Below are 25106 nucleotides of genomic sequence, written 5' to 3'. Positions count from 1 at the left end.
ATCACCGGCACCCGGTCGCACGCGGGGATGCGGCGACGACCCGGCAGCGGGCACGACGAGGTGTCCGGTTGCTGTTTGGTCTCTGGTTCATAGCTTCTTGTCTTCGCACTCGTCTGGATACGAACCGGTGCCTCCGTCTTCCCCTACTGTCGAAAACGTGTCCGCATCCCGTCGCCGCCGCACGCGCCTCGCGCTGGCCGCGCTGTCCTGCATCGCCGTGGTGGTGCTCACCACGCTCCTGTGGTCCGGCGAGCAGCCGCGCCGCACCGCACCGGAACCTCCCCGCGAGGCGATGGTCGACGTGCTGGACGGACCCGACGACGACCAGCGGATCCAGCTCGACGTCACCCTCTACAAGCCGGAGGAGACCCCGGCGCCGACGATCCTGCTCGCGCACGGCTTCGGCGGCAGCAAGGACGACACCGCCGCGCAGGCGCGCGAACTGGCGCTGCGCGGCTTCACGGTGCTCACCTACTCCTCCCGCGGATTCGGCCGCAGCACCGGCCAGATCGCCCTCAACGACCCCGACTACGAGGTCAAGGACGCCCAGCAGCTGCTCGACTGGCTCGCCCGCCAGCCCGAGGTGGCCCGCAACGGCGACGGCGACCCGAAGGTCGGCGTCACCGGCACGTCCTACGGAGGCGCGCTGAGCCTGCTGCTGGCCGGGCAGGACCCGCGGGTCGACGTCATCGCCCCGGTGATGACCTACAACGACCTCGGCCAGGCGCTGCTGCCCAACAACGCCGCCCGGCAGGCGGGTCCCGCCACCACCCCGGCGGGCAGCTCGGACAACGACCACGGCGTGTTCAAGCAGGCGTGGGCCGGGCTGCTGTTCGCCGCCGGGAGCGCGCCGCGACCCGGCGAGCAGCCGGACGGGGGCGCCCCGAACACCTCCACCAGCCTGCAAGATCAGTCGCTGACCTGCGGGAACTTCACCGAGCAGGTGTGCGCCGCCTACAGCGAGGTGGCGCAGACCGGGCGCGCCGGGCAGGCCGCGCTGGACCTGCTCGACCGGGTCTCGCCGAAGTCGGTCACCTCGCGGATCAAGGCGCCGACGCTGCTGGTGCAGGGCGAGCGGGACACCCTGTTCGGGCTGGACCAGGCCGATGCCAACGCCCGGCAGATCAGCGCGGCGGGCACGCCGGTCAAGACGATCTGGTTCGCGGGCGGTCACGACGGCGGCGAACCCGGGCCCGAACTGCGCCGGCAGATCGCCGACTGGTTCGCCCACCACCTCGGCGGGGTCGAACCGGGGCTCGACCCCGGCACCACCTTCGCCTTCGACATCGCCGGGCGCCCGCAGCGCAACGGCGAGATCCCGGTCCGCACCGTCACCGCCGACGCCTACCCGGGCGTGGGCGGCCAGGAGCGGGTTCCGCGCTTCGCCCTGGAGCTGCGCGGATCGCCCGCCGAAGTGGTCAACCCGCCCGGCGGCAGCCCGGCGGCGACGAGCTCGCTGCCCGGCGCCGGGCAGGTGCTCGACGCGGCGGGCAGCCTCGGCCAGTCGCTGGCGCGCGACCTGCCCGGCCAGACCGCGGTGTTCCGCACCGATCCGCTGGACAGCCAGCTGCTGATCTCCGGCACACCGCGGACCCGGTTGTCGGTGGCCTCGGTGCCCGGCCAGCCCAGCACCGGCAGCGCGGTGCTGTTCGCCAAGCTCTACGACGTCGACGCCGAGCAGAAGCGCACCTTGATCGGCAACGCGGTCGCCCCGCTGCACGTGACGGACCTGCCGCCCGACGGCAGCCCGGTCGAGGTCGACGTGGCGCTGCCCGGCGTGGTGCACCCGCTGGAGACCGGTCACCGGCTGGAGCTGGCGGTGACGACCACCGACCAGGCCTACTCGCTGCCGAAGGAACCCGCCGTGCACCTGGTCGGCCTGGCAGGCGACGGCACGGTGTCGATCCCGTCGGTGCGCGGGACGACCAGCAGCGCCGACGCCGTGCCGACCGCCCCGCTGCTGGGCACCGGGATCCTCGCCGGGCTGGCGCTGATCGCGTGGGTGATCTCGCGGATCCGCCGCAAGAGCAGCGACGACCTGGACCCGATGCTGGCCGACACGCCCCTGGTGATCGCCGGGCTGACCAAGTCCTACCCGGACAAGCCCGCCGCCGTGCAGGACCTGTCGATCCGGGTCGAGCGCGGCCAGATCGTCGGCCTGCTCGGCCCGAACGGGGCGGGCAAGACGACCACGCTGCGGATGATGCTGGGGCTGCTGCAGCCCAGCTCCGGGCAGATCCGGCTGTTCGGCCACCGGCTGGTGCCCGGTGCTCCGGTGCTGTCCCGGGTGGGCGCGCTGGTGGAGACCCCGGGCTTCCTGCCGCACCTGTCCGGTGTGGACAACCTGCGGTACTACTGGGCCGCGACCGGGCGTCCGATGCTGCAGGCCCGGTTCGACGAGGTGCTGCAGATCGCCGGGCTGGGCAGCGCCGCGCACCGCCGCGTCCGCGGCTACAGCCAGGGCATGAAGCAGCGGCTGGCGATCGCCCAGGCGATGCTCGGGCTGCCCGAGCTGCTGGTGCTCGACGAGCCGACCAACGGGCTGGACCCGCCGCAGATCCACCAGATGCGCGAGATCCTGCGCCGCTACGCCGCCACCGGGCGGTCGGTGCTGGTCTCCAGCCACCTGCTCGCCGAGGTCGAGCAGACCTGCACCCACGTGGTCGTGATGCACAACGGCCGGCTGGTGACCACCGGCAGCGTGGCCGACATCGTGGCGGTCGACGGCGCGGCGACCTTCCGGGTCGACGAACCGCAGCAGGCCGCCGCGGCGCTGCGCACGATCGAAGGGCTGGGTCAGGTGGAGGTCGACGGCGACCTGGTGCACGCCGACCTGTCCGGGCACAAGGCGGCCGTGGCGGTCAACGTGCTGGTGGACTCCGGGATCTCGGTGCACCAGGTCGGGCCGCGGCGACGGCTGGAGGACGCCTTCCTGCAGCTGGTCGGAGAGGAGAGCAGGTGACCGACGAGCCGCAGTTCAGCGAGCCCCCGAAGGTCGGGAAGCTGGACACCACCGAAACCGCGCTGGTGCTCTCGGGGCGCAGCCACCCGGCGCAGCCGGACGGCGGCATCGAGGGCTACCGGGCGCGGCGGACGCTGCCGGTGCGGGTGGAGCTGGCCCGCCAGCTGCGCCGCCGCCGCACCCGGCTGACCCTGGGCTTCCTGGTGGTGCTGCCGGTCCTGCTGCTGCTGTCGTTCGAGATCGGCGACGCGGGCGGGCGCGGGCGGACGCTGGCCGACATGGCCACCCAGAGCGGGCTGAACTTCACCGTGTTCACGCTGTTCGTCTCGACCGGCTTCCTGCTGGTCGTGGTGGTGGCGCTGTTCTTCGGCGACACGGTGGCCAGCGAATCCTCCTGGTCGAGCCTGAAGTACCTGCTGGCGGCGCCGGTCCCGCGCGTCCGGCTGCTCCGGCAGAAGGCCATCGTGGCCGGGATGCTCTCGGTCTTCGGGCTGGTGCTGCTGACCGCGATCTCGCTGGGCGTGGGCGTGCTGTGGTACGGCACCGGGAACCTGGTGACGATCACCGGCGAGGCGGTGCCGTTCCCGGCCGGGCTGGTGAGCCTGGCCGCGGCCACCGCTTACCTGGCCGTGCACCTGACCTGGATCGCCGGTCTCGCGCTGCTGCTCAGCGTGAGCACCGACGCCCCGCTGGGCGCGGTCGGCGGCGCGGTCGTGGTGTCGATCCTGTCCGAGATCCTGGACCAGATCAACGCACTCGGGAGCCTGCGCTCCTACCTGCCGACGCACTACTCGACCGCTTACGCCGACCTGCTCGGCGCCGAGGCCGACTGGACCGACGTCGCGCACGGCACCTTCTCCGCGCTGGCCTACGCGATGGTGTTCACCGTCCTGGCGATCTGGCGCTTCCAGCGCAAGGACATCACCAGTTGACCCGGGCACCACGCGTGTCCGCCGTCACAAGAATCACCCGAACGGACGACCTCAAGATCGCGTTCGGGTGCTAGAGGAGACCCGTTCGCACAGGTCAGCCCAACGCTCCGGAGGAGCGGGATCGCCCGGCGCGCGGCACTGGACCGATCCCGCCCGGAATCGCCCGGCGCGGACCGGTTCGGGCGGGCGCTCGGGCACTTCCCGCACGTCATCGCCCGTTGCGGGCTTAATTCAAGCGTTTCCGAAGGTCAACACCCTCGCTACTGATTCTCCACTAGGGTCGCTAGGATCACTCCGGTGATGAGTTGATCAACAAGTGAAACACCAGTAGTCCCGCGGTGACGCCCCCGACCCCCCGGCGCCTCGTGCGCCCGTCGCCGTCTCCCCCGACCAAGGACGCTGATGTCTGAGTTCCCTTTAGCCGCATCGGAGCCCGAGCGGTTACCCGCGTCGTCGCCCGACGCGGATGAAGACCTGCGGCCCGAGCTGCAGCGACTGGTCATGCTCCCGCTGGTGGTGGTGGCCCTGCTGGGCGTCGCCGTGGCCGTGGTGCTGGCCCTGGACACGCCCGTCGAGCTGCGCTACGCAGCGCTCGGGGTCGGAGGGCTCGGCTGCATAGCCGTCCTCCTCATCGGGTTCCGCAAGGCCACCGCCACCGCCACCGAGATCAACGAGCGCACCGAGGACTCGTCGAAGGACGCGCAGCGCTCCCTCGTCGACACCGCGCGCCGCGAGCGGCAGTGGATCGACACCCTGCGCAAGGAGATCGTCCAGGGCCGGGAAGAACTTCCCCAGCTGGTGGAACGCGTCCAGGCCGGCGAACAGCCCGCGCCGAGGTGGCCCACCGGTGAGCCCGGCGCGTCCAGCGACCCCTTCGAGCTGCTGTCCTACGAGATCCGGCAGGCGCAGGCCGCCGCCGAGTTCGCCGTGGTCCGCATGCAGCAGTTCACCGAGAGCGGTGCGGCCGTCGACCCGAGCGTCGCGGTGTTCGCCAACATCGCCCGCCGCGTGCAGTCGCTGGCGCACCGCGCCATCCAGCGGCTCGACGACCTCGAGCAGCGCGTCGAGGACCCGGACCTGCTCAAGGGCCTGTTCGCCGTCGACCACCTGGTCACCGGCGTCCGCAGGCAGGCGGAGAGCCTCGCGGTGCTCGGCGGCTCGATGCCGCGGCGCCAGTGGAGCCAGCCGGTCGCGATGTACACAGTGCTGCGCTCGGCGGTCGCCGAGGTCGAGCACTACGCCCGGGTCAAGGTGATCCCGCCGGTCGACGGCACGCTGCACGGGCACGCGGTCGCCGACGTCATCCACCTGGTGGCCGAGCTCGTCGAGAACGCGACCTCGTTCTCCGAGCCCGACACCCAGGTCACGGTGAGCGTCCAGCGGGTCACCGCGGGCGTGGCGATCGACATCCGCGACCGCGGGCTGGGCATGAGCCCGGCCGACCGCACCCAGCTCAACGACCTGCTCGCCAACCCCGGCGCCGTGGACCGCGACGAGCGGCTCAAGGACGGCCGGATCGGGCTGTACGTGGTCGCCCAGATCGGTCAGCGGCACGAGGTCGCCGTCGAGCTGGAGAACAACATGTACGGCGGCACGGACGCCCACGTGGTGATCCCGACCAAGCTGCTCGGCGAGGTCGAGGAGGACGAGGAGCCGGAGAGCTCCCCGGTGGACGCCATCGTGGCACCGGAACCGGCTCCCCAGTCGGGTCTGGCCGCAGCGCTGGAACCGGCCGCCGCGCCGGAGCCGCCCAGGCCCGAGCCCGCGCCCAGGCCGGAGCCGGCCTCCCGGCCGGTGCCCGCTGCCAGGCCGGAGCCGGCCGCCGCGCCCGAGCCGGCCGCCAAGCCGGAGCCCGCGATCAGGCAGGAGCGGATCGAGGCCTGGCCCGCGCCGCCCGAGCCCGTCCACGCACCCGAGAACGGCACTCGACGCGGCGTGCACCGCGCTCCCGTCGAGAGCATGTCGGGTGGTTCCAACGGGAATTCGGGATCGATCTACGGACGCCACACCGGTGTGGTGCCCACGGACCGGCCGAACGCCTCGGACGCGACCACGCAGTTCCCCAGAACGCAGCTCCCGAGCGAGCCGACCCCGACCGGGCAGTTCCCCGGAGAGAAGGTGCTCATCGACGAGAAGCGGCCGCCGCTGCCGCGGCGCGATCGAACGAAGAGCTACGTCGCACCGGAGCTCGCCGGCGGTCCCCGGACCGACGACACCCCGCGCGGCGGTCCCAACCCCGGCTTGTGGGCGTCCTTCCGGCAAGGCGTCGAAGGCGGTGTCGCCGACCGACGACCCGATGACCAGTCGGGCTGACCCGCTAACTCCTCCCCCGTTCTGACCCAAGGAGTTCTCTACCGATGGCCAATGACGTGCCCGGCTCCGCATCCGACCTGAGCTGGCTGCTCGCCGATCTGATGCGCCGGGTTCCGCACACCCGCTGCGCCCTGCTGGCCTCCTCGGACGGACTGCGCCGATACCACCACGGACTGGATTCCGACGAGGCCGACGCGCTGGCCGCCTGGGCCGCCGCGCAGTGCTCGCTGGCCCGCAACGGCGGCTACCGCTTCGGTGCCGGCGGCGGTGTCCGGCAGGTGGTGGCGGAGTTCGACGACGTGATCTTCTTCGTCTCCGCCGCCGGCCAGGGCGCGGTGCTCGTCGTGCTCGCCACCCCGGAGGCCGACGCGTCCGTGCTGGGCTACGAGATCGCCCAGCTCGTCAAGCGGGTGCCCGCGCACCTGAGCACCGCATCCCGGCAACCGGCCGCCGCGCGAGGCGTCGGCGAACTGGGCAGGTGACGATGTCGGGACCTCCGGAGAAGATGTGGCTGGACAACGAGGCCGGCCCCCTGCTGCGGCCGTACTCGCTCACCAACGGCCGGACCAAACCGTCCGCGACGCTGTCGCTGCAGTCGCTGGTGCGGTCGACCGGCCGTCTCGCCCCGGACCGGGTCGAGCCGACGCACGCCAGGATGCTGGAGCTGTGCCGGTTCGCCACCTCGGTCGCCGAGGTCTCCGCCCACCTGCGCCAGCCCGCGGTGGTCACGAAGGTACTGCTGTCCGACCTCATCGACTGGGGCGCCGTCACCACGCGCGTGCCCACCGATATGCCGGACCGAGAACAACTGGAGGCGTTGCTGCATGGTCTCCGACAGCTCTGAGCTGTTCCCGACCGCGTTCAAGTTCCTAGTCGCGGGCGGATTCGGCGTCGGGAAGACCACGTTCGTCCGGTCGGTCAGCGAGATCGAACCGCTCACCACCGAGGAGACCCTCACCGTCGCCAGCATCGGCACCGATGACCTGACCGGTGTCGGCGAGAAGACCACGACCACCGTCGCCATGGACTTCGGGCGCATCACGTTCGATCCGCAGAACATCGTGCTGTTCCTGTTCGGCACGCCCGGCCAGGACCGGTTCTGGTTCATGTGGGAGGACCTGGTTCGCGGTGCGCTCGGCGCGGTGGTCCTGGCCGACACCCGGCGGCTGGAGGACTGCTTCGCCGCGGTCGAGTTCTTCGAATCGCGCGGCATCGAATTCGTGGTCGCGCTCAACCACTTCGAGGGCGGGTTCCACTACCAGCCCGAGGAGGTGCGCGAAGCGCTGGACATCAAACCGCACGTGCCGGTGGTGGCCTGCGACGCGCGCGACCGGCGCTCGGCGGCGTCGGTGCTGGTGAAGCTCACCGAGCACGTGCTGACCGCCCGTCCACTGTAGATCCCGTCGGGAAGCGGAGCTGATCCGCTTCCGAGCGGGAGACGGGAGTACCGGAAGAGCCCCGGCGTTCACCTGAGCGCCGGGGCTCTTCCGTTGCGCAGAAGCGTTGCGCGCCAATGACATTCGCGCGTGCTAGGCTGGTGAGCACAGTCCTGACCGGCTTCGACAGCTTGAGCTACGCCATGGAGATGTTCCACCTGCGGTACTTCGTGGCCGTCGCGGAGAACCTGTCGTTCTCCAAGGCCGCGCGGCAGCTGCACATGGCGACCTCACCGCTCAGCCAGCGCATCCGCGACCTGGAGCGCGACCTCGGCTCGGTGCTGTTCGAGCGCGACTCCCACCACGTCCGGCTGACCGAGGCCGGTGCGGCGCTGCTGCCGATCGCCAAGGACGTGCTCGGCCGGTTCGACGACATCCCCTGGCGGCTGCGCGAGGCGACCCGCCCGCAGCGCGCGACCGTCTACATCGGCATCCCGCCCGGCCTGCACTCCTCGCTGCGCGACCGGCTGCGGTCCTTCGAGCAGCGGTGCGCGGGCGAGTGCGACGTCAAGCGCTGGCCCGGCGGCAGCGACGACCTGCTCGTCGGCGTGCAGCGCGGCGAGCTGGCGATGGCCCTGGTGCACCTGCCGGTGCACGCCGAGGGCATCGAGGTGGTCGAGGTGATGCGCGAGCCGCTGGGCGCCGTGCTGCCCGCCGCCGAGTTCGGCTCCCGGACCTCGGTCTCGCTGCACGAGCTGGTCGACCTCACCTACGTCAGCCCGGCGCCGCGGATGCTGCCGAGCTACTACGACGAGGTGGAGGCGCGCCTGCGCGCCGCCGGCATCCACCGCCGGATGACGCTGAACACCGGCGATTACGGCAGCACCAGCGAATTCGTCGCGAACGGATCAGCGTTCTCCATTTCGATGCTGGATCCGGAGAGCGGAATGTACAAGCATCGCGTGGAAAGCACCGTGGTGCTGCCCTTCGCGGATTTCGACCCGGCGCTGGCGACCGGCCTCATCTGGCGGCGCGACCGCGCCGAAACCCACTCCGACCTGCTGAGACTGATCGAAGAGGCCAAGCTGGCGCTGACGGCGTGACCGCTGCGGTCACACCATTGTTCGCGCAATGGTGGCGCGCATCGATTGAATCCCCGCCGACCGCCGGTCTAACGTAATTAGCGAAGCAAATTAATCCATCGGGAACTGTTCCCGGGAGTGGTAATGACCTCTGCTGATTCCTCATCCGGCCCGCTGGCGGGCGTGCGCGTGATCGACATGGCCACCGTCGTGATGGGCCCCTACGCCGCCCAGATCCTCGGCGACCTCGGCGCCGACGTGATCAAGATCGAGTCGCCGAAGGACACCGTGCGCCACGGCACGCTGCACCGGACGCCCGGCATGACGCCGCTGAACCTCAACGTGAACCGGAACAAGCGCAGCGTGCGGCTGGACCTCAAGGACGACGCCGAGCGCGCCGAAGCCCTGGAGCTGATCGGCACCGCCGACGTCCTGATCACCAACATGCGCATCGGCGCGCTGCGCCGCCTCGGCATGGACTACGGGAGCCTGGCCGCCGCGAACCCGCGGCTGGTCTACGCCCACGCGCAGGGCTTCCGCCCCGACTCCGACCGCGCCGGGCTCGCCGCCTACGACGAGACCGTGCAGGCCGCCTCCGGGCTGCTGGACCTGGCCCAGCGCTCCGGCGACATCGGGCAGCCGGTGGTGCTGCCGAGCATCTTCGCCGACAAGGTCGCCGCGCTGACCATCGCCTACTCGGCGCTGGCCGCCCTGGTGCACCAGCGGGCCACCGGGCAGGGCCAGCTCGTCGAGGTGCCGATGGCCGACACGCTGCTGGCGTTCAACCTGGTCGAGCACCTGCAGGGCCGCCTGTTCGAACCGCCGGAGGGGCCGACCGGCTTCGCGCTGTCGATGAACAAGGGCCACCGGGCCCGGCCCACCAAGGACGGCCTGGCCATGATCATCCCCTACAGCCCGCAGAACTTCCGCGACCTGTTCTGCGCGGCCGGCCGCCCGGACCTGGCCGAAGATCCGCGGCTGGCGGGCGAGTTCGTGGACGGCAGGCGCGACGGCGAGGCGCTGGCCGAGCTGATCGAGTCCGTCACGCCCGCCCTGACCACCGCCGAGTGGATCGAGGTGTGCGCCAAGCACAGCATCCCGGTCGGCCCGGTGCTCAAGCTCGACGAGGCCGCCGACGACCCCTACGTGCGCGACGGGCACCTGCTCGACGTCGCCGAACACCCCAGCGAGGGCAGCTACCGCGTGGTGGGCGTTCCGATGAGCTTCTCCGCCACCCCGGCCACCGTCCGGCGGCACGCGCCGCTGCCCGGCCAGCACACCGAGGAAGTCCTCGCCGAGCTCAGGAGGGGCGAATGAACGCGCCGGACACCGCGGTGCAGACCGAGACGGCCGGATCCGCGCTGGTCATCACCATCAACCGCCCGCAGGCGCGCAACGCCGTCGACACCGCGGTGGCCACCGGCATCGCCGCCGCCGTCGACGAGCTCGACGCCAACCCGGAGCTGCGCGTGGGCGTGCTCACCGGAGCGGCGGGCACCTTCAGCGCGGGCATGGACCTCAAGGCGGCGGCGCGCGGCGAATCGCCGGTCGTGCCGGGCCGGGGCTTCGCCGGGCTCGTGGAGGCCGAGACCCGCAAGCCGCTGATCGCCGCCGTCGAGGGCTACGCGATGGGCGGCGGGTTCGAACTGGCGCTGGCCTGCGATCTGATCGTCGCCGCCACCGGGGCGCGGTTCGCGCTGCCCGAGGTCAAGCGCGGCCTGATCGCCGGAGGCGGCGGGGTGATCCGGCTGCCCAAGCGCATCCCGCACCACCTGGCGATGGAACTGCTGCTCACCGGCCGCGCCATCGACGCGGAGCGGGCGCGCGAGCTGGGCCTGGTCAACCAGGTCGTGGGCGACGGCGAGGCGGTGCCCGCAGCCCTGCAGCTGGCCGCCGAGGTCGCGGAGAACGCACCGCTGGCGCTGGCCGCGGTCAAGGAGGTGGTCCGGCTCGCCGATGGCGCGCCCGATGCCGAGGCGTTCTCCTCGCAACGCGCGCAGACGCGAGCGCTGCGCGAATCCGAGGACTTCGCCGAGGGTGTGCGGGCCTTCGCCGAGAAGCGCGCTCCGAAGTGGAGGGGACGATGAACCGCGAACAGATCCTGCGGAGCGTGACCACGCCGCTGACCAGCCCCGCTTACGCCCCGGCCGCGGTGCGGTTCACCGACCGCGAGTACCTGAACATCGTCTACCGCACCGACGCGGAAGCGCTGCGGGCCGTGGTGCCCGAGCCGCTGGAGTTCGACGAACCGCTGGTCCGCTTCGAGATCATGAAGATGGGCGATGTCACCTCGTTCGGCCCGTACGTCGAGGCCGGGCAGGCGATCCCGGTGCGGTTGGGCGACGAGCACGGCGAGTACCTGCACGCCATGTACCTCGACAACTTCCCGGCCACCGCGGCCGGGCGCGAGGCCAGCGCCTACCCCAAGGTGATGGGCTCCCCGGCGCTGCACGTGGAGCACGCCGCGCTGGTGGGCACCCTGGACTGCGGCACGGTGCGGGTGGCTACCGCGACGATGGGCTACAAGCACCACCCGATGGATCCGGGCGAGGCCGAAGCGCAGATCACCGCGCCCACCTACATGCTCAAGATCGTGCCCGGCGCGCACGGGCCGCGGGTGTGCGAACTGGTGCGCAGCCAGATCACCGACATCACCGTCAAGGCCGCCTACACCGGGCCCGCGCGGCTTCAGCTGTTCGAGCACGTGCTGGCCCCGCTGGCGGACCTGCCGGTGCGCGAGGTCGTCTCGGCCAGCCACGTCCTGACCGACCTGACGCTCGGCGGCATCGAACCCGTGCACGACTACCTGGTCTGATCGCGAGGAGGAATCATGAGTTCACAGTGGACCAAGGTCGCGGTGGTCGGGGCGGGCACGATCGGGCTGTCCTGGGCGGCGCTGTTCGCCGCGAACGGCCTCGAAGTCCGCATCACCGACCCGCGCGAGGACCTGACCGACGCGGTCCGCGCGGCGATGCCCGCGCTGGCCGCGAGCATCCCGGGCGCCGACGTCGACGACCTGCTCGGCCGCATCCACCTGACCGGCGACCTCGCCGAGGCGGTCGCGGGCGTGGACCTGGTGCAGGAGAACGGCCCGGAGCGGCTGGAGTTCAAGCAGCAGCTGTTCGCCGAGATCGCCCGCCACGCACCGGAGAACGCGGTGCTGACCTCCTCCAGCTCCGGCATCATCGCCACCGCGATCGCCGCCGAGCTGCCCGGGCCCGTGGCGGCGCGGCTGCTCATCGCGCACCCGTTCAACCCGCCGCAGGTCGTGCCGCTGGTGGAGATCGTGCCGGGCGAGCGCACCGCGGAACCGGTGGTCGAGGCCGCGGTGGAGTTCTACCGCGCGCTGGGCAAGACGCCGGTGCGGCTGCGCAAGGAGATCCCCGGTTTCGTCGCCAACCGCCTGCAGAGCGCGATCATGCAGGAGTCGATCTCCCTGGTGCAGCAGGGAGTCGTGCGGGTCGACGAGCTGGACACCGTGATGAAGGCGTCGCTGGGCGGCCGGTACGCGACCGTCGGCCCGTTCGAGAGCTTCCACCTCGGCGGCGGGCCCGGCGGCATCCGGCACATGATGGCCCACCTCGGCGTCGGCATGGCCGAGCGCTGGAAGGACCTCGGCCACCCGCAGCTGACCGAGGACAGCATCGCCGCGATCTCCGGCCAGACCGAAGCGACCTACGGCTCCGGGCCCGCGGCCTACGAGGAGCGCTCCGAACTGCGCGACCGCAAGCAGAACGCCATCAACGCGGCCCTGCACGACATCGAGCAGAGCTGACCCCGAACCGCACTGAAGGCCTCCGGCGCGCGGCCCCTCGCGCGATTTCAATTGAAACTCGACGTCCGACTTCAATTGAAATCGCGGCGGGACCCGGCGCCGGGCACCGAGAAGCAACCACTGAGGACTGAGAGATGCCCAAGCCCGTCAACACCGATCCCGACTTCTTCGGATTCGCCGACCTGCTCAGCGAGGCCGAGCGCGCCGAGCTCGCGGAGATCCGCGAGTACCTGGAGCGGGAGATCAAGCCGCTCGCCAACGACGCGTGGGAGAAGGCCGAGTTCCCGTTCGAGGTCGTGGCGAAGTTCGCCCGGCTGAACCTGGCCGGCTACCAGTACCCCGAGTACGGCGACGGCAAGCAGCGCAGCCCGCTGTTCACCGGGTTCCTGAGCCTGGAGCTCAACCGGATCGACCCGTCGCTGGCGGTGTTCTCCGGCGTCCACACCGGACTCGCGATGGGCAGCATCTACAACGGCGGCGACCAGGAGCAGCGGGACCGCTGGATCCCGGACATGGCGAGCATGTCCAAGATCGGCGCGTTCGCCCTCACCGAGCCCGAGGGCGGCTCCGACGTGGCCGGTGGCATGCGCACCACGGCGCGGCGCGACGGCGACTCCTGGGTGCTCAACGGCGCGAAGCGCTGGATCGGCAACGGCACCTTCGCCGACCTGGTCGTGGTGTGGGCGCGCGACGAGGCCGACGGCCAGGTCAAGGGCTTCGTGGTGGAGAAGGGCACGCCGGGCTTCGCCGCGAGCAAGATCGAGGGCAAGATCGCGCTGCGCACCGTGCAGAACGCCGACATCGTGCTCACCGACGTCCGGGTCCCCGAGGCCAACCGGCTGCAGAACATCAACAGCTTCCGCGACACCGCCAAGGTGCTGGCCAAGACCCGCGGTGGCGTGGCGTGGCAGGCGCTGGGCGTGGCGGTGCGCGCCTACGAGCTGGCGCGCGAGTACGCGGTGAACCGGGTCCAGTTCGGCAAGCCGATCGCCGCGTTCCAGATGATCCAGGACCTGCTGGTGAAGATGCTGGGCAACATCACCGCGATGTTCGGCATCGTCGTCCGGCTCAACGAGCTGGTGGCCCAGGGCCGCGGCGGCGCCGAGCAGGCTGCGCTGGCCAAGGCGTTCACCACGACGAAGATGCGCGAAGTGGTGGCCTGGGCGCGAGAGCTGTTCGGCGGCAACGGAATCGTCCTGGACTACGAGATCGCGAAGTTCTTCTCCGACGCCGAAGCGGTGTACTCCTTCGAGGGATCCCGCGAGATGAACACCCTGATCGTCGGCAAGTCCATCACCGGCCACAGCGCCTTCGCCTGATCCGTCCGAGCGCGAGGTGAAGGGCACCTTTTAGCAATTTACTTGCCTAAAGGTGCCCTTCACCGCGCTTCCATCGGGTGGCGCGCGCACCGCGTCATCCGGACGAGGTCGGTGTGAAGGGCACCTTTCGCCGAGTTAGTTGGCGAAAGGTGCCCTTCACCTGTGCTCCAACGGGTGACGGATCCTGGTGAAGGGCACCTTTAGGCAAGTTACCTGCTAAAAGGTGCCCTTCACCAGGATCAGCCTCAGGTGAAGAGGGCCTGCGCGCGGCGGGCCACCTCCTCCGGTGAGACGTCCTCCAGGTGCGTGAGCAGGACCCACACGTGTCCGTGGGGATCGCGCAGGATGGCCGTGCGGTCGCCGTGGAACTGGTCGGCAGGTGGCTGCAGCAGTTCCGCTCCGGCCGCGACGGCCCGCTCGGCGAGCGCGTCGACGTCGTCGACGAAGACGTGCAGACCCACGGTGGTGCCGCCGATGCTGGTCGGGGCCGCGAAGACCGGGCCTTGGGCGTCGCCCAGCATGATGGTGGAGCCCTGGATGCTGATCTCCGCGTGCACGATCTTGCCGTTGCCGTCGGCGATGCGGAAGAGCTCTTCGGCACCGAACGCGGTGCGGTAGAAGGCGATCGCGTCGGCGGCCCCGTCCATCATCACGTGGGCGACGACGGCCTTGCGGTAGGTCTCGGGAACGGTGGTCTCGGACATGGAACTGACTCCTCGGTTGCTGGAAGGGTGGTTTCGGAAGCTGGTCACGCGCGCAGCGAGCCGACCGGGGTGATCTCCTGCGCGTGGACGACGGCGTCGAACCAGCCCGCGAGCGATCCGCCCGAGAGGTGGTAGGCCGCGTCGTCGTCGGCGTCGTACTCGGGGCCGATCAGGCGCGTCTTCGACGGCGCGTCGAGCCAGGCCCGCACCGGTGCCGGGCCATCGGTGCGCAGGTCCAGGAGGTAGGCGTTCAGCTCCGTGGCGCCGAGGACCGCGTCGGCGAACTCCGCGGGCGGGGCCGGGATCCGGTAGGGCGCGCTGCCGTGGTGGAAGGTCAGGCCGATGGACACGTAGTCGGCGCCGAAGTGCTCGCGGAGGTAGCCGCCCGCGTTGCGGTGCGTCTCCGGCGGGGACGACGACGAGACGGTCCGCGGATCGCCGACCGCGGTGTGCGCGAGGCCGCCCCAGTAGACGATCTTGTCGGCGGTGCGCTCGTGCCACCGGATGGTGCCCTCGGCCAGGCTCCGCTCGATGCCGGCCAGACCGTCGACCAGCGATACTTCGGGTGCACCGGCGAAGCGGACCGGATCACCGGGGTTGCGGCGGTTGAACGAGCGCATCCAGCCGATGACGTCGAGGATCTCCTCGCTCTGCCAGAAGCTCCGCGCCCCGGACAGCATCGCCCGCGGATCACCCGCCCCGGTCCTGATGTGCTCGTCGAGCCCGAGCCGGGCCGCGTCGTCGCCTTCCAGCGCGAGTGAGCGGAATCCCTTCTCCTCCACCAGAAACCGCACGATCCGGTGCGAGAGGACGGACAGCTCGCGGGACTGGCGGATCGACGCGCCGACGGCCACGACCTCGGCATCGCCCACGATGCCGCCCAGCGGCTCGAGATCCGCCAGCGGCGCAGCGGGATCGGACGTGCTGAGACGGTGGGCGTGATGCTCGATCCACCTGGCCACTGCCTCGGTCATGGTCGGCTCTCCTCGTTCGGAGCGATCCGGGAAGCCCCGGTCGCGGCCGGCGCCGCACGAGAAGCATCAAACATCGACCAAGGTGGAGGTCAAGGGAGCAGGTCCAGCAACCTCGAGGAAACTCGGCACTCGTCTTGTCGCGTCACCGTGGTGCCGAACGTCGACGATTTCGTGTGAAACTGGCGACCTCGGCACCGCAGGCGACCGATCACCAGGTAGGGACGGTCAGCGCAGAGCCGGTGTCATACGCCTGCTGGGCCGTAGCCGAGGATCGCCTCGCGCTCTTCCTTGGTGGTCGGTGCCCACGGTCCCTCAGGGACTTCGCGCTGGAGGAACCGGATCAGCCGCGCTTCCCGGTCCGAAACGGTCTCGGTGGCACGTTCCTCACTCCGGTCGTCCTCTTCGGTGCTCACCGCATCACCCGTCCATCACTCGATGCCTGCCGCGTCCATGCCCCGGAGCTCCTTCTTCAGGTCCTGGATCTCGTCGCGCAGGCGGGCCGCCAGTTCGAACTGGAGCTCGCGGGCCGCGTTCATCATCTGGTCGTTGAGCTGCTGGACCAGGTCCGCCAGCTCCGCGCGCGGCATCGACTTGATGTCGCGGTCCTCCAGCAGGCCCGCGCTGGCCACCGCCTCACCGGTCGGCTTCTTGCCGCGCGAGGCGTTGCGGCCCGAACCGCCCACCGCCACCGACTCCTCGGTGTCCTCGGACTCGGTGTAGACCCGGTCCAGGATGTCGGCGATCTTCTTGCGCAGCGGCTGCGGGTCGATGCCGCGCTCTTCGTTGTAGGCGATCTGCTTGGCGCGGCGGCGGTTGGTCTCGTCGATGGCGTGCTGCATCGAGTCGGTGATCCGGTCGGCGTACATGTGCACCTGGCCGGAGACGTTGCGCGCCGCGCGGCCGATCGTCTGCACCAGGCTGGTGCCGGAGCGCAGGAAGCCCTCCTTGTCGGCGTCCAGGATGGACACCAGGGAGACCTCCGGCAGGTCCAGGCCCTCCCGCAGCAGGTTGATGCCGACCAGCACGTCGTACTCCCCCAGGCGCAGCTGCCGCAGCAGCTCGACCCGCCGCAGCGTGTCCACCTCGGAGTGCAGGTAGCGCACCCGGATGCCCAGTTCCAGCAGGTAGTCGGTGAGGTCCTCGGCCATCTTCTTGGTCAGCGTGGTGACCAGCACCCGCTCGTCGCGCTCGGCGCGCTCCCGGATCTCGTGCACCAGGTCGTCGATCTGCCCCTCGGTCGGCTTGACGATCACCTCGGGGTCGATCAGCCCGGTCGGGCGGATCACCTGCTCGACGAACTCGCCGCCCGCCTGCGCCATCTCGTAGGGGCCCGGCGTCGCCGACAGGTACACCGTCTGGCCGATCCGGTCGGAGAACTCCTCGAAGGTCAGCGGCCGGTTGTCCATCGCGCTGGGCAGCCGGAAGCCGTGCTCGACCAGGGTCCGCTTGCGCGAGGCGTCGCCCTCGTACATGCCGCCGATCTGCGGCACCGTCACGTGCGACTCGTCGATGATCAGCAGGAAGTCGTCCGGGAAGTAGTCGATCAGGGTGGCCGGTGCGGTCCCGGCCGCGCGGTCGTCGATGTGCCGCGAGTAGTTCTCGATGCCGGAGCAGAACCCGACCTGGCGCATCATCTCGATGTCGTACTGGGTGCGCATCCGCAGCCGCTGGGCCTCCAGCAGCTTGTTCTGCTTCTCCAGCTTGCCCAGCTGCTCCTCCAGCTCGGCCTCGATGCCGTGGATGGCCTTCTCCATCCGGTCCGGGCCGGCCACGTAGTGCGTCGCCGGGAAGATCCGCAGCTCCCGCACCTCGCGCACGATCTCACCGGTCATCGGGTGCAGGTAGTGCAACCGGTCGATCTCGTCGCCGAAGAACTCCACCCGCACCGCCAGCTCCTCGTAGGCGGGGATGATCTCCACGGTGTCGCCGCGCACCCGGAAGGTGCCGCGGGCGAAGGCGATGTCGTTGCGGCTGTACTGGACGTCCACCAGCGCGCGCAGGAACACGTCCCGGTCGATCTCGCCGCCGACCTCCAGCGGGATGGACCGGTCCAGGTACGACTGCGGCGTGCCCAGGCCGTAGATGCACGACACCGAGGAGACCACCACGCAGTCGCGGCGGCTGAGCAGGTTCGAGGTGGCCGAGTGGCGCAGCCGCTCGACGTCCTCGTTGATCGAGGAGTCCTTCTCGATGTAGGTGTCGGTCTGCGGGACGTAGGCCTCGGGCTGGTAGTAGTCGTAGTAGCTGACGAAGTACTCCACGGCGTTGTCCGGGAAGAACCCGCGCAGCTCGTTGGCCATCTGCGCGGCCAGCGTCTTGTTCGGCTCCAGCACCAGCGTGGGGCGCTGCACGCGCTCGACCAGCCACGCCGTGGTCGCCGACTTGCCGGTACCGGTGGCACCGAGCAGCACCACGTCCTTCTCCCCGGAGTTGATCCGGCGCTCCAGGTCCTCGATGGCCTTGGGCTGGTCGCCGGCCGGCTGGTAGTCGCTGACCATCCGGAACCGGCCGTCGGTCCGCGGGATGTCGCTGACCGGCCGGAACTCGGAGTGCGCCAGTACGGGGTGCTCAGTCGCGAATGCCACGGGACCCAGCGTACGAGCTCTCCCCGACATCATGTCGCGTCACGGGATGCCCGAACCGCTGCCAGGGCGAATAATGGGTTGCGTCACCCCAGTCCTGGAGGTGGTGTATGTCGAGCAGCGCACCCATCGCTGGGCATCCGGATCTCACCGAGATGCGCATGCGCTATGAGCGGGCATCCGAAACTCCGACCGCTCAGGTGGCGGACGGCTTCACCGTTTTGGGTGGCCTGTTCGTCGCGTTGTCGCCGTGGATCACCGGGTTCGCCACCACGACGCCGTCGCTGGCGCTGAACAACCTGGTCGTCGGCCTGACGGCCACGGTTCTCGGAATCTCGTTCGCCGCGGCCTACCACCGCACGCACGGCATCGCCTGGACATCTCCGGTGCTGGGCGTGTGGACGATCGTAGCCGTGTTCATCATGAGCGGATCCGTCCTGACGACGAGCACCGTGCTGTGCAACGTGATCGGCGGCGCGGTCCTGATTCTCGCGGGCCTCGGCACGATGGCTCCGGCCTTCGCCACCCGCGCGACGACCTGACCCCGACCGATCGGAGGTGACGGTATTCAGGTAGTGGAGAGATAGCGGGCGCGACGACCTTCGGACGTCGCGCCCGCCGCATACAGTGGCACTGTGACCACGCAGCGCGAGATCGCCGAGCAGCTCGGACTGCCCGTCCACCCGCCGAAGGTCGAGGTGTTCGACCTGGTCGCGGGCACCAACACCGATCCCAAGGGCCACTCGCGCGCCGTGCGGCGCTTCCACCGCGAGCCCTTCGGCCTCTACCTCGCCCGCCCGATGCCGGGCCACCCGACCTTCGTCGCGCTGGAGTCCTGGCTGCTGCCCGCGCTGGGGCTGCGCGTGACCCGCTGGGACTGGCACCCCGGCCACGAGCGCGACCTGGACTTCTACCTGGACGTGGTGGACGTCGAGGTGGGCGACCGGCAGTGGCGGACCGTCGACCACTACCTGGACGTCGAGGTCCGGAACCGCAGCGGTGCGGAGCTGCTGGACATCGACGAGTTCGTGGTCGCCGTGCGCGCCGGGCTGCTGGACGCGGCGACCGCGCAGCGGGCGATGGAGCGCGCCTGCGCGGCGGTCGACGGGCTCGCGCGGCACGGCTACGACCTCGCCGAGTGGCTTCGCGAGCACGAGATCGAGCTGTCGTGGCGTGGGCAACCTGTCGAGGATCCCGTACCCGGTCAGCGACGGCTACCGCCAACCCGGTGATGCCCGTGGCCAGCGCGAATCGATATCCGACGAGCACTGAAAAGTTACGTTAAAACCCGCCGACGTTGATCTTCAGCCGCATTTTTCCCGCTACTGTCTGACGCCGTGGCGGCTGCGATTTCTCCCCAATTGGTTGAAGTCATCGACGTGTTCAGCTCGCAGCGTAGGCATCCCTCGGGATTCGTTCACCAGCTCGAGGTATGCCACGTCGAGCGGTGGGGCCTGGCGGTGGAATGCCCGACCCCCGAGGCCGCGGACCACGCCGCCGAGATCACCTGGCTGCTGCCCGACCTCGGGCTCCGGCTGACCCGGTTCCGCCCGCGCAGCAGGCACTCGCGTCCGGGGCCGAGCACCCTCACCGCCGTGCGCATCGAGCGCGAAACCCGCTCCTGGACGACCACCGACCTGCTGCTCGGCCTGGAGATCCAGGACCGCGGCCGCGCGCGGATCACCCACGCCGCCGAGTTCGCCACCGCCGTCGCCACCGGCGCGCTGCGCCTCAGCGAGGCCGACTACGCCCTGCACACGGTGCACCGGACGCTCGACGAGATCAGCCGCCACCGCGACCTCAACCAGTGGCTGGCCTACCGCGGCATCTTCGACATCTGGTGAAACTGCTTCCGGACTCGTTCTGCGCAGCGGTGCAGGTGGCGGAACCTCAGCGTCCGCCTGGCTGTGGGATCTCCTCCTGACGTGTTGACCGCTTCGCGAGAACGCACCCGCAGTCAGCGCGGCGCGTCGTCGAAGCGGATCAGCCGCCGCCGGACGGCTTCGCGCACCGCCGCCATGCGGCTGTCCACGCCGAGCTTCGCGTAGATGTGCACCAGGTGCGTCTTCACCGTGGCCTCGCTGATGAACAGCTCGCGCGCCATGTCCCGGTTGCCCAGGCCGTGCGCCAGCAGCTCCAGGATCTCGACCTCGCGGTCGCTCAGCGCCTCCTCCGGGGTGCGGCTGCGCTGCAGCAGGCGGCTGGCGATCTCCGGGGACAGCGCGGTGCGGCCCTGCGCGGCGGCGCGGATCGCCTGGAACAGCTCCTCCGGCGGCCCCGCCTTGAGCAGGTAGCCGGTGGCGCCCGCGTCGATGGCGCGGTTGATGTCGGTGTCCGCGTCGTAGGTGGTCAGCACCAGCACGTGCGGCGGTTCGGGCAGCGCCAGCAGCTGCCGGGTGGCCGCCACGCCGCCCACGTCGTCGCCGAGCTGGAGGTCCATGAGCACCACGTCCGGCTTGAAGGCGCCCGCCCGCTGCACGGCTTCGGCCGCCGCCGAGGCCTCGCCGACCACCTCGATGTCCTCCGCACCGGCCAGCAGCGCCGAGATGCCCGCGCGCACCACCGGGTGGTCGTCGACCACCAGCACCCGCACCGTCATGAGTTCCCTCCTATCGGGAAGGTCGCCGCGATCGCCGTGCCCTCCCCGGGACCGCTCTCCACCACGAGCTCACCGCCGAGCTGCGCGACCCGCGCCCGCATCCCGCCCAGCCCGTAGCCCCGGTCAGCACCGGAGCGCGGGGCCGCGGGGTCGAAGCCGGTCCCGTCGTCGCGCACGTCCAGCGCTACCGCGTCGGCCAGGTAGGACAGCGTGACACCGGCCTTGCCCGCCCCGCTGTGCTCGCGCACGTTGGCCAGCGCGCCCTGAGCGACCCGCAGCAGCGCCGCGTCGACGTCCTCGGAGGTCGCCAGCGGCTCGCCCACCGCCTCGAAGCGGACCTCGATGCCGGTCTCCGCCGCCGTGCGCGCGACCAGTTCGCGCAGCGCATCGGCCAGCGACTGCCGCGTCAGCGCCGCGGGTGCCAGGCCCCGGACGAAGCGGCGGGCTTCGGCGAGGCTGTCCTCGGCGACCGCTCCGGCCCGCCGCACGTGCTCGCTGCGGTCGCCTTCGCGCTCGGCCGCCTGCAACAGCATCCGGATGCTCGACAGGCCCTGGGCGATGGTGTCGTGGATCTCCCGCGCCAGCCGCTCGCGCTCCCAGCTGATGCCCGCCTCGCGCTGCGCCTCGGCCAGCTCCCCGCGCGTGCGGACCAGCTGGTCGATCAGCTGCTGGCGGCGCTCGCCCTCGTGCCGGATCTGCAGGAACACCGCGGTGGCCATCGCCGCCACCGCCAGCGGGACCAGCACGTCGACGACCTCGAAGCGCGGCGCCAACCGCAGCTGCGCGAAGATCACCGTGCCGGTGAGCAGCACGACCGCCGCCAGCATCGGCTTCGGCCGCAGCAGCCGCAGGCACACGAAGAACAGCGGCACCGCGCACCAGCTGAAGCTCGGCGCCACCAGCACCAGCGCGCACCAGACGCCGACGACGGCGGCGAGCCACAGCTGACCGGCGCGCTCCCACCACACGACGCCCGCGACGTAGATCAGCACCAGCGCCGCCGAGAGCCCGAGCAGCAGCGGCGTCACGCCCTGCAGGCCGTGCCCGGCGACGTAGCGCGATGCCGAGGACGCGAGCAGCACGAAGAAGCCCACGTGCATCGCGCGGTACAGCCAGCCGCCAGGTCGTTCGGTCAACGCGGTCCCCTCGTCACAGCAGTTCCGGGCGAACTGTATGCCGCTGCGGGCGCGGCCACATCAATGGATCGGTTGACCCGCGCTCCACCCACCGGCGTCCGAGGCGATCCGTTCCGACGACGCCCGGGGCGGTTGCGCGGCCGAAGCTGGAAGCACCGAACCCGAAGTGAAGGAGTTCTCCCCGATGCGATCCACCACCCGCAACCGCGCAGTCGTCGGCACCCTGGTCGGACTGGGCATCCTCGGCGGCGCCACCGGCTTCACCGTCGCGCAGGCCGAGCCGGTCCACCAGCAGGCCCCGACCCCGCCCGCCGCGGTCATCCAGCAGCCGGTGCTCAGCATCGACGCGGCGACCAAGGCCGCGCAGGCCGCGCTCGACGCCGCCGAGACCAAGGGCCAGCGCGTCACCGTCTCGATCGTGGACCGCGCGGGCAACGAGCGGGTGCGGCTGACCGGCGACGGCGCGGGCCCGCAGAGCGGCGAGTCCGCCAAGCGCAAGGCCTTCACCGCCGTGGCCTGGAACCGGGCCACCTCGGAGCTGGGCAAGCAGGCGGGCGGCGACGGCCCCAGCCTCCGCGACATCCCGGGCACCCTGTTCCTGGGCGGCGGTGTCCCGGTGGCCGCGGGCACCCCGATCGCCGGTATCGGCGTCGCCGGTGCGCCCAGCGGCGACCTGGACGAGGAGTTCGCCCGCGCCGGGCTGAACGCCATCCAGGCCGAACTGCGGTAGCACCTCGATCCGGTCCCCGGCCCGACCGGGGACCGGCCCGCCGAAACAGGAGAATCCGATGAGGACAGCCGCGCTCGCCCAGCGCGTGGCGCTCGGGGCGTTCGCCGCGCTCGCGCTCGCCGCCTGCACGCCGAACGAACCGCAGCCCGCCGGAGCACCGCAGGTGCTCAGCCCCGATACCGCGACCAGAGCCGCGCAGGCCGCACTCGACGCCGCCGAGGCCGAGGGCCAGCGCGTCACCGTGTCCGTCGTGGACCGCGCGGGCAACGAGCGGATCAGGCTGACCAGCGACGGCGCTGGCCCGCAGAGCGGTGAATCCGCCAAGCGCAAGGCCTTCACCGCCGTCGCCTGGGGCCAGCCCACCTCGGAGCTGGACGGCGCCGCGCTCCGCGACATCCCGGGCACCTCGTTCCTGGGCGGCGGTGTCCCGGTGACCGCCGGTTCCCCGATCGCCGGCATCGGCGTCGCCGGTGCGCCCAGCGGCGACCTGGACGAGGAGTTCGCCCGCGCCGGGCTCGAAGCCGTCGAAGCCGAACTGCCGTAACAGCACCGAACTGGAGGATTCGATGAGGACAGCCGCGCTCACCCGACGCGTGGCGCTCGGGGCGTTCGCCGCACTCGCGCTCGCCGCCTGCACCCCGGCCCGGCCCCCGGCAGCGCCACCGGCTCCCCCGCCGCCGGTGGAGCAGCCGCAGGCCGCTCAGCAGCCCGCGCCCCCGCAGCAGCCGAACCCGGAAGCCGACCGGCAACTGCTGGAGGCCGCGGATTCCGGTGATCTCGCGCAGGTCCGCGCGGCCCTGGCGGCCGGGGCGAACGTGGAGTCCCGCGACGACGACCAGCGCACCCCGTTGGTGCTGGCCGCGCTCGCCGACCACGTCGACGTGGCCCGCGAGCTGGTCGCCGCCGGAGCCGACCCGGACGCCCAGGACTACCGCGAGGACAGCGCCTTCCTGGTGACCGGGGTGACCGGCAGCGTCGGGATGCTGGAGGCGCTGCTGCCCGCGAACCCGGACTTCGCGCTGACCAACCGCTACGGCGGCACCGCGTTGATCCCGGCGGGCGAGCACGGCCACGTGGAGTACATCCGGGCGGCGGTGCGCACCGGCATCGACGTCGACCACGTCAACGACCTCGGCTGGACCGCGCTGCTGGAAGCGGTGGTCCTGGGCGACGGCAGCGAGCGCTACCAGCAGTCGGTGCAGATCCTCGTGGACGCAGGTGCCGACGTGAACATCCGCGACCGCAACGGCGTGACGGCGCTCCAGCACGCGGAAGCCGACGGCTACACCGAGATCGCGCGAATCCTCCGCGCGGCCTCCTGAGCCGGGTGGGGACGGGTAGCCCCCGACCTCGTTCCCACCCGCACCACCACCGGTGCCCCGCCTCCCGAGGCGGGGCACCGGTGTTCACGCGCCGGGGGTCCAGCCGGTCCGCTCCGCCCAGGCCCGTGCTTCGGGGAGCGCCTTGGCGAACCAGGGTTCCTTGGCGTCGGCGTAGGCGTCGTGGGACGGGTCGTTCGCGTGCGCGTTCGCCACTTCCCGCTTGAGGGCCAGGTATTCGGCGCGGGCCGTCTCCTCGGCTCGCAGCCAGGCCGGGAACTGGAGGGCCACCTGCTGGCTCGGGCTGCCGTCCGGGCGGACGTGGAGGTTCGCGTAGCGGGCCGGGTCCGCCGAGACGTGGATCCGCTTCGCCCACTGCTCCGGGTCCGGGGCGAAGGCGTGCGGCGTGTCGCCGGTGATCTCCGGGATCCGCGGGAATCCCGCTTCCGCGAGCGGTTCGGCGAGCTCGTCGGCATCGGCCAGCGAACGCACCGTGAGCTGGAGGTCGATGATGTCCTTGGCGGGCAGGCCCGGCACCGAGGTCGAGCCGATGTGGTCGACGCGCACCGCCTTCTCCCCCGCCGCGCGCTCGATCCGGTCGATCAGGCGCTGCGCCTGGCGCGGCCAGTCCGGGTCCGGGTCGACCAGCCGCGGGGAGCGCTGCGGCGGGCGGCGGTGCAGCCGGACGTTCTCCTCGAAGGGCACCAGCCGGTCCCGCCACAACGCGTCGACCTGCGCCACGAGCTCCTCGACGGCGCCGCTGTTGTCCAGCCAGGCGTCGGCGACCTCGCGGCGCTGCTCGGTGGTGGCCTGCGCGGCGATGCGGGCCCGGGCGTCCTGCTCGGTCAGGCCGCGGCCCACCAACCGCTGGACCCGGTCGTCCTCGGGTGCGTCGACGATGACCACCAGGTGGTAGTTCGCGGCGTAACCGGCTTCCACCAGCAGCGGCACGTCGTGCACCACGACCGCGTCCGCGGGCGCCTGCGCCATCCGCTCGGCGGTCAGGTCGCGGATCTTGGGGTGCGTGATGGCGTTGAGGTCGGCGCGGGCCTGGTCGTCGGCGAAGGCCTTCGCGGCGAGCGCGGGCCGGTTCAGCGCGCCGTCGGCGTCCAGCACGTCAGCGCCGAACCGCTCGACGATCTCCGCCAGGCCCGGGCTGCCCGGCCGCACGACCTCCCTGGCCAGCACGTCGGCGTCGATGAGCACCGCGCCGAGCTCCACCAGCCGCTGGGCCACCGTCGACTTGCCCGACCCGATTCCACCGCTCAGTCCCACCCGCAACATGCGCCCATCCTGCCAGCCG

Annotated in this window: 25 protein-coding genes; 18 read left to right on the top strand and 7 right to left on the bottom strand. The window is 71.3% G+C overall.

Features of this window, described 5'->3' with window-relative positions; translation table 11 throughout:
- The first annotated feature begins 157 nt into the window (after window positions 1-157).
- From OU416_RS24160 to OU416_RS24105, 12 genes are all read left to right on the top strand, one after another.
- Complete coding sequence (locus OU416_RS24160) at window positions 158-2962, top strand: alpha/beta fold hydrolase (RefSeq protein WP_372907165.1); 2805 nt, start codon at window positions 158-160, stop codon at window positions 2960-2962.
- The gene (locus tag OU416_RS24155; protein ID WP_372907166.1) at window positions 2959-3894 is read left to right on the top strand and encodes an ABC transporter permease; all 936 of its coding nucleotides are present in this window, start codon (window positions 2959-2961) and stop codon (window positions 3892-3894) included. The genes OU416_RS24160 and OU416_RS24155 overlap by 4 nt, the downstream gene beginning before the upstream one ends.
- Window positions 3895-4296: 402 nt before the next feature.
- Complete coding sequence (locus OU416_RS24150) at window positions 4297-6207, top strand: sensor histidine kinase (RefSeq protein ID WP_270929307.1); 1911 nt, start codon at window positions 4297-4299, stop codon at window positions 6205-6207.
- Window positions 6208-6251: 44 nt separating this feature from the next.
- A complete protein-coding gene (locus tag OU416_RS24145; protein ID WP_270929306.1) occupies window positions 6252-6689 on the top strand; it encodes a roadblock/LC7 domain-containing protein in 438 nt (145 codons plus the stop codon).
- Between the two features lie 2 nt (window positions 6690-6691).
- Window positions 6692-7051 (top strand): DUF742 domain-containing protein, encoded by a 360-nt coding sequence (locus OU416_RS24140; protein WP_270929305.1) that lies wholly within the window; start codon window positions 6692-6694, stop codon window positions 7049-7051.
- Complete coding sequence (locus tag OU416_RS24135) at window positions 7032-7604, top strand: GTP-binding protein (RefSeq protein ID WP_270929304.1); 573 nt, start codon at window positions 7032-7034, stop codon at window positions 7602-7604. The genes OU416_RS24140 and OU416_RS24135 overlap by 20 nt, the downstream gene beginning before the upstream one ends.
- 182 nt (window positions 7605-7786) lie before the next feature.
- Window positions 7787-8686, top strand: a complete 900-nt coding sequence (locus OU416_RS24130; protein WP_372907169.1) for a LysR family transcriptional regulator — start codon at window positions 7787-7789, stop codon at window positions 8684-8686.
- 123 nt (window positions 8687-8809) lie between these two features.
- Window positions 8810-9982 (top strand): CaiB/BaiF CoA transferase family protein, encoded by a 1173-nt coding sequence (locus OU416_RS24125; protein WP_270929302.1) that lies wholly within the window; start codon window positions 8810-8812, stop codon window positions 9980-9982.
- Entirely contained in the window at window positions 9979-10752 is a 774-nt protein-coding gene (locus tag OU416_RS24120) for a crotonase/enoyl-CoA hydratase family protein (RefSeq protein WP_270929301.1), read from the top strand. Before OU416_RS24125 ends, OU416_RS24120 begins: the two co-directional genes overlap by 4 nt.
- Entirely contained in the window at window positions 10749-11480 is a 732-nt protein-coding gene (locus tag OU416_RS24115; RefSeq protein ID WP_270929300.1) for an acetoacetate decarboxylase, read from the top strand. Before OU416_RS24120 ends, OU416_RS24115 begins: the two co-directional genes overlap by 4 nt.
- A gap of 15 nt (window positions 11481-11495) precedes the next feature.
- The gene (locus OU416_RS24110) at window positions 11496-12440 is read left to right on the top strand and encodes a 3-hydroxyacyl-CoA dehydrogenase NAD-binding domain-containing protein (RefSeq protein ID WP_270929299.1); all 945 of its coding nucleotides are present in this window, start codon (window positions 11496-11498) and stop codon (window positions 12438-12440) included.
- A 134-nt stretch (window positions 12441-12574) separates the two neighbouring features.
- Window positions 12575-13759 (top strand): acyl-CoA dehydrogenase family protein, encoded by a 1185-nt coding sequence (locus tag OU416_RS24105; protein ID WP_270929298.1) that lies wholly within the window; start codon window positions 12575-12577, stop codon window positions 13757-13759.
- A gap of 245 nt (window positions 13760-14004) precedes the next feature.
- Here OU416_RS24105 and OU416_RS24100 read toward each other — a convergent pair whose 3' ends face one another.
- The 4 genes from OU416_RS24100 to uvrB all read right to left on the bottom strand — a co-directional run bounded on the left by OU416_RS24100 (window position 14005) and on the right by uvrB (window position 18022).
- Entirely contained in the window at window positions 14005-14463 is a 459-nt protein-coding gene (locus OU416_RS24100) for a VOC family protein (protein ID WP_270929297.1), read from the bottom strand.
- A 44-nt stretch (window positions 14464-14507) separates the two neighbouring features.
- Entirely contained in the window at window positions 14508-15437 is a 930-nt protein-coding gene (locus OU416_RS24095; RefSeq protein WP_270929296.1) for an erythromycin esterase family protein, read from the bottom strand.
- 242 nt (window positions 15438-15679) lie between these two features.
- Window positions 15680-15850, bottom strand: coding sequence for a hypothetical protein (locus OU416_RS24090; RefSeq protein WP_270929295.1), 171 nt, complete (start codon window positions 15848-15850; stop codon window positions 15680-15682).
- Between the two features lie 15 nt (window positions 15851-15865).
- On the bottom strand, window positions 15866-18022 hold the full coding sequence (gene uvrB, locus OU416_RS24085) for an excinuclease ABC subunit UvrB (RefSeq protein ID WP_270929294.1): 2157 nt from the start codon (window positions 18020-18022) through the stop codon (window positions 15866-15868).
- Window positions 18023-18129: 107 nt separating this feature from the next.
- On the opposite strand from uvrB, the gene OU416_RS24080 reads away from it, so the two are divergent.
- The 3 genes from OU416_RS24080 (at window position 18130) to OU416_RS24070 (ending at window position 19863) form a co-directional block, all read left to right on the top strand.
- Complete coding sequence (locus OU416_RS24080) at window positions 18130-18561, top strand: SPW repeat protein (protein WP_270929293.1); 432 nt, start codon at window positions 18130-18132, stop codon at window positions 18559-18561.
- A gap of 93 nt (window positions 18562-18654) precedes the next feature.
- Window positions 18655-19251 (top strand): DUF402 domain-containing protein, encoded by a 597-nt coding sequence (locus OU416_RS24075; protein ID WP_270929292.1) that lies wholly within the window; start codon window positions 18655-18657, stop codon window positions 19249-19251.
- A gap of 228 nt (window positions 19252-19479) precedes the next feature.
- A complete protein-coding gene (locus OU416_RS24070; RefSeq protein WP_270929291.1) occupies window positions 19480-19863 on the top strand; it encodes a hypothetical protein in 384 nt (127 codons plus the stop codon).
- Between the two features lie 113 nt (window positions 19864-19976).
- Here OU416_RS24070 and OU416_RS24065 read toward each other — a convergent pair whose 3' ends face one another.
- Both OU416_RS24065 and OU416_RS24060 read right to left on the bottom strand, forming a co-directional pair.
- Window positions 19977-20618, bottom strand: a complete 642-nt coding sequence (locus tag OU416_RS24065) for a response regulator (protein ID WP_093156137.1) — start codon at window positions 20616-20618, stop codon at window positions 19977-19979.
- Window positions 20615-21754, bottom strand: coding sequence for a sensor histidine kinase (locus OU416_RS24060; protein WP_270929290.1), 1140 nt, complete (start codon window positions 21752-21754; stop codon window positions 20615-20617). The genes OU416_RS24065 and OU416_RS24060 overlap by 4 nt, the downstream gene beginning before the upstream one ends.
- A gap of 184 nt (window positions 21755-21938) precedes the next feature.
- Here OU416_RS24060 and OU416_RS24055 point away from each other — a divergent pair, with 184 nt between their 5' ends.
- The 3 genes from OU416_RS24055 to OU416_RS24045 are packed head-to-tail and all read left to right on the top strand — an operon-like array spanning window position 21939 to window position 23806.
- Window positions 21939-22484, top strand: a complete 546-nt coding sequence (locus tag OU416_RS24055; RefSeq protein ID WP_270929289.1) for a GlcG/HbpS family heme-binding protein — start codon at window positions 21939-21941, stop codon at window positions 22482-22484.
- Window positions 22485-22542: 58 nt separating this feature from the next.
- Complete coding sequence (locus tag OU416_RS24050; RefSeq protein WP_270929288.1) at window positions 22543-23028, top strand: GlcG/HbpS family heme-binding protein; 486 nt, start codon at window positions 22543-22545, stop codon at window positions 23026-23028.
- Window positions 23029-23050: 22 nt separating this feature from the next.
- Entirely contained in the window at window positions 23051-23806 is a 756-nt protein-coding gene (locus OU416_RS24045; protein WP_270929287.1) for an ankyrin repeat domain-containing protein, read from the top strand.
- An 84-nt stretch (window positions 23807-23890) separates the two neighbouring features.
- Here the strand turns inward: OU416_RS24045 and coaE are convergent, their stop codons facing one another.
- A complete protein-coding gene (gene coaE / locus OU416_RS24040; protein ID WP_270929286.1) occupies window positions 23891-25087 on the bottom strand; it encodes a dephospho-CoA kinase in 1197 nt (398 codons plus the stop codon).
- Window positions 25088-25106 lie beyond the last annotated feature (19 nt).

The organism is Saccharopolyspora indica (genome assembly GCF_027853965.1).
GTDB classification, from domain to species: Bacteria; Actinomycetota; Actinomycetes; order Mycobacteriales; family Pseudonocardiaceae; genus Saccharopolyspora; species Saccharopolyspora indica.
This window is presented reverse-complemented; position numbering and strand designations above follow the sequence as displayed.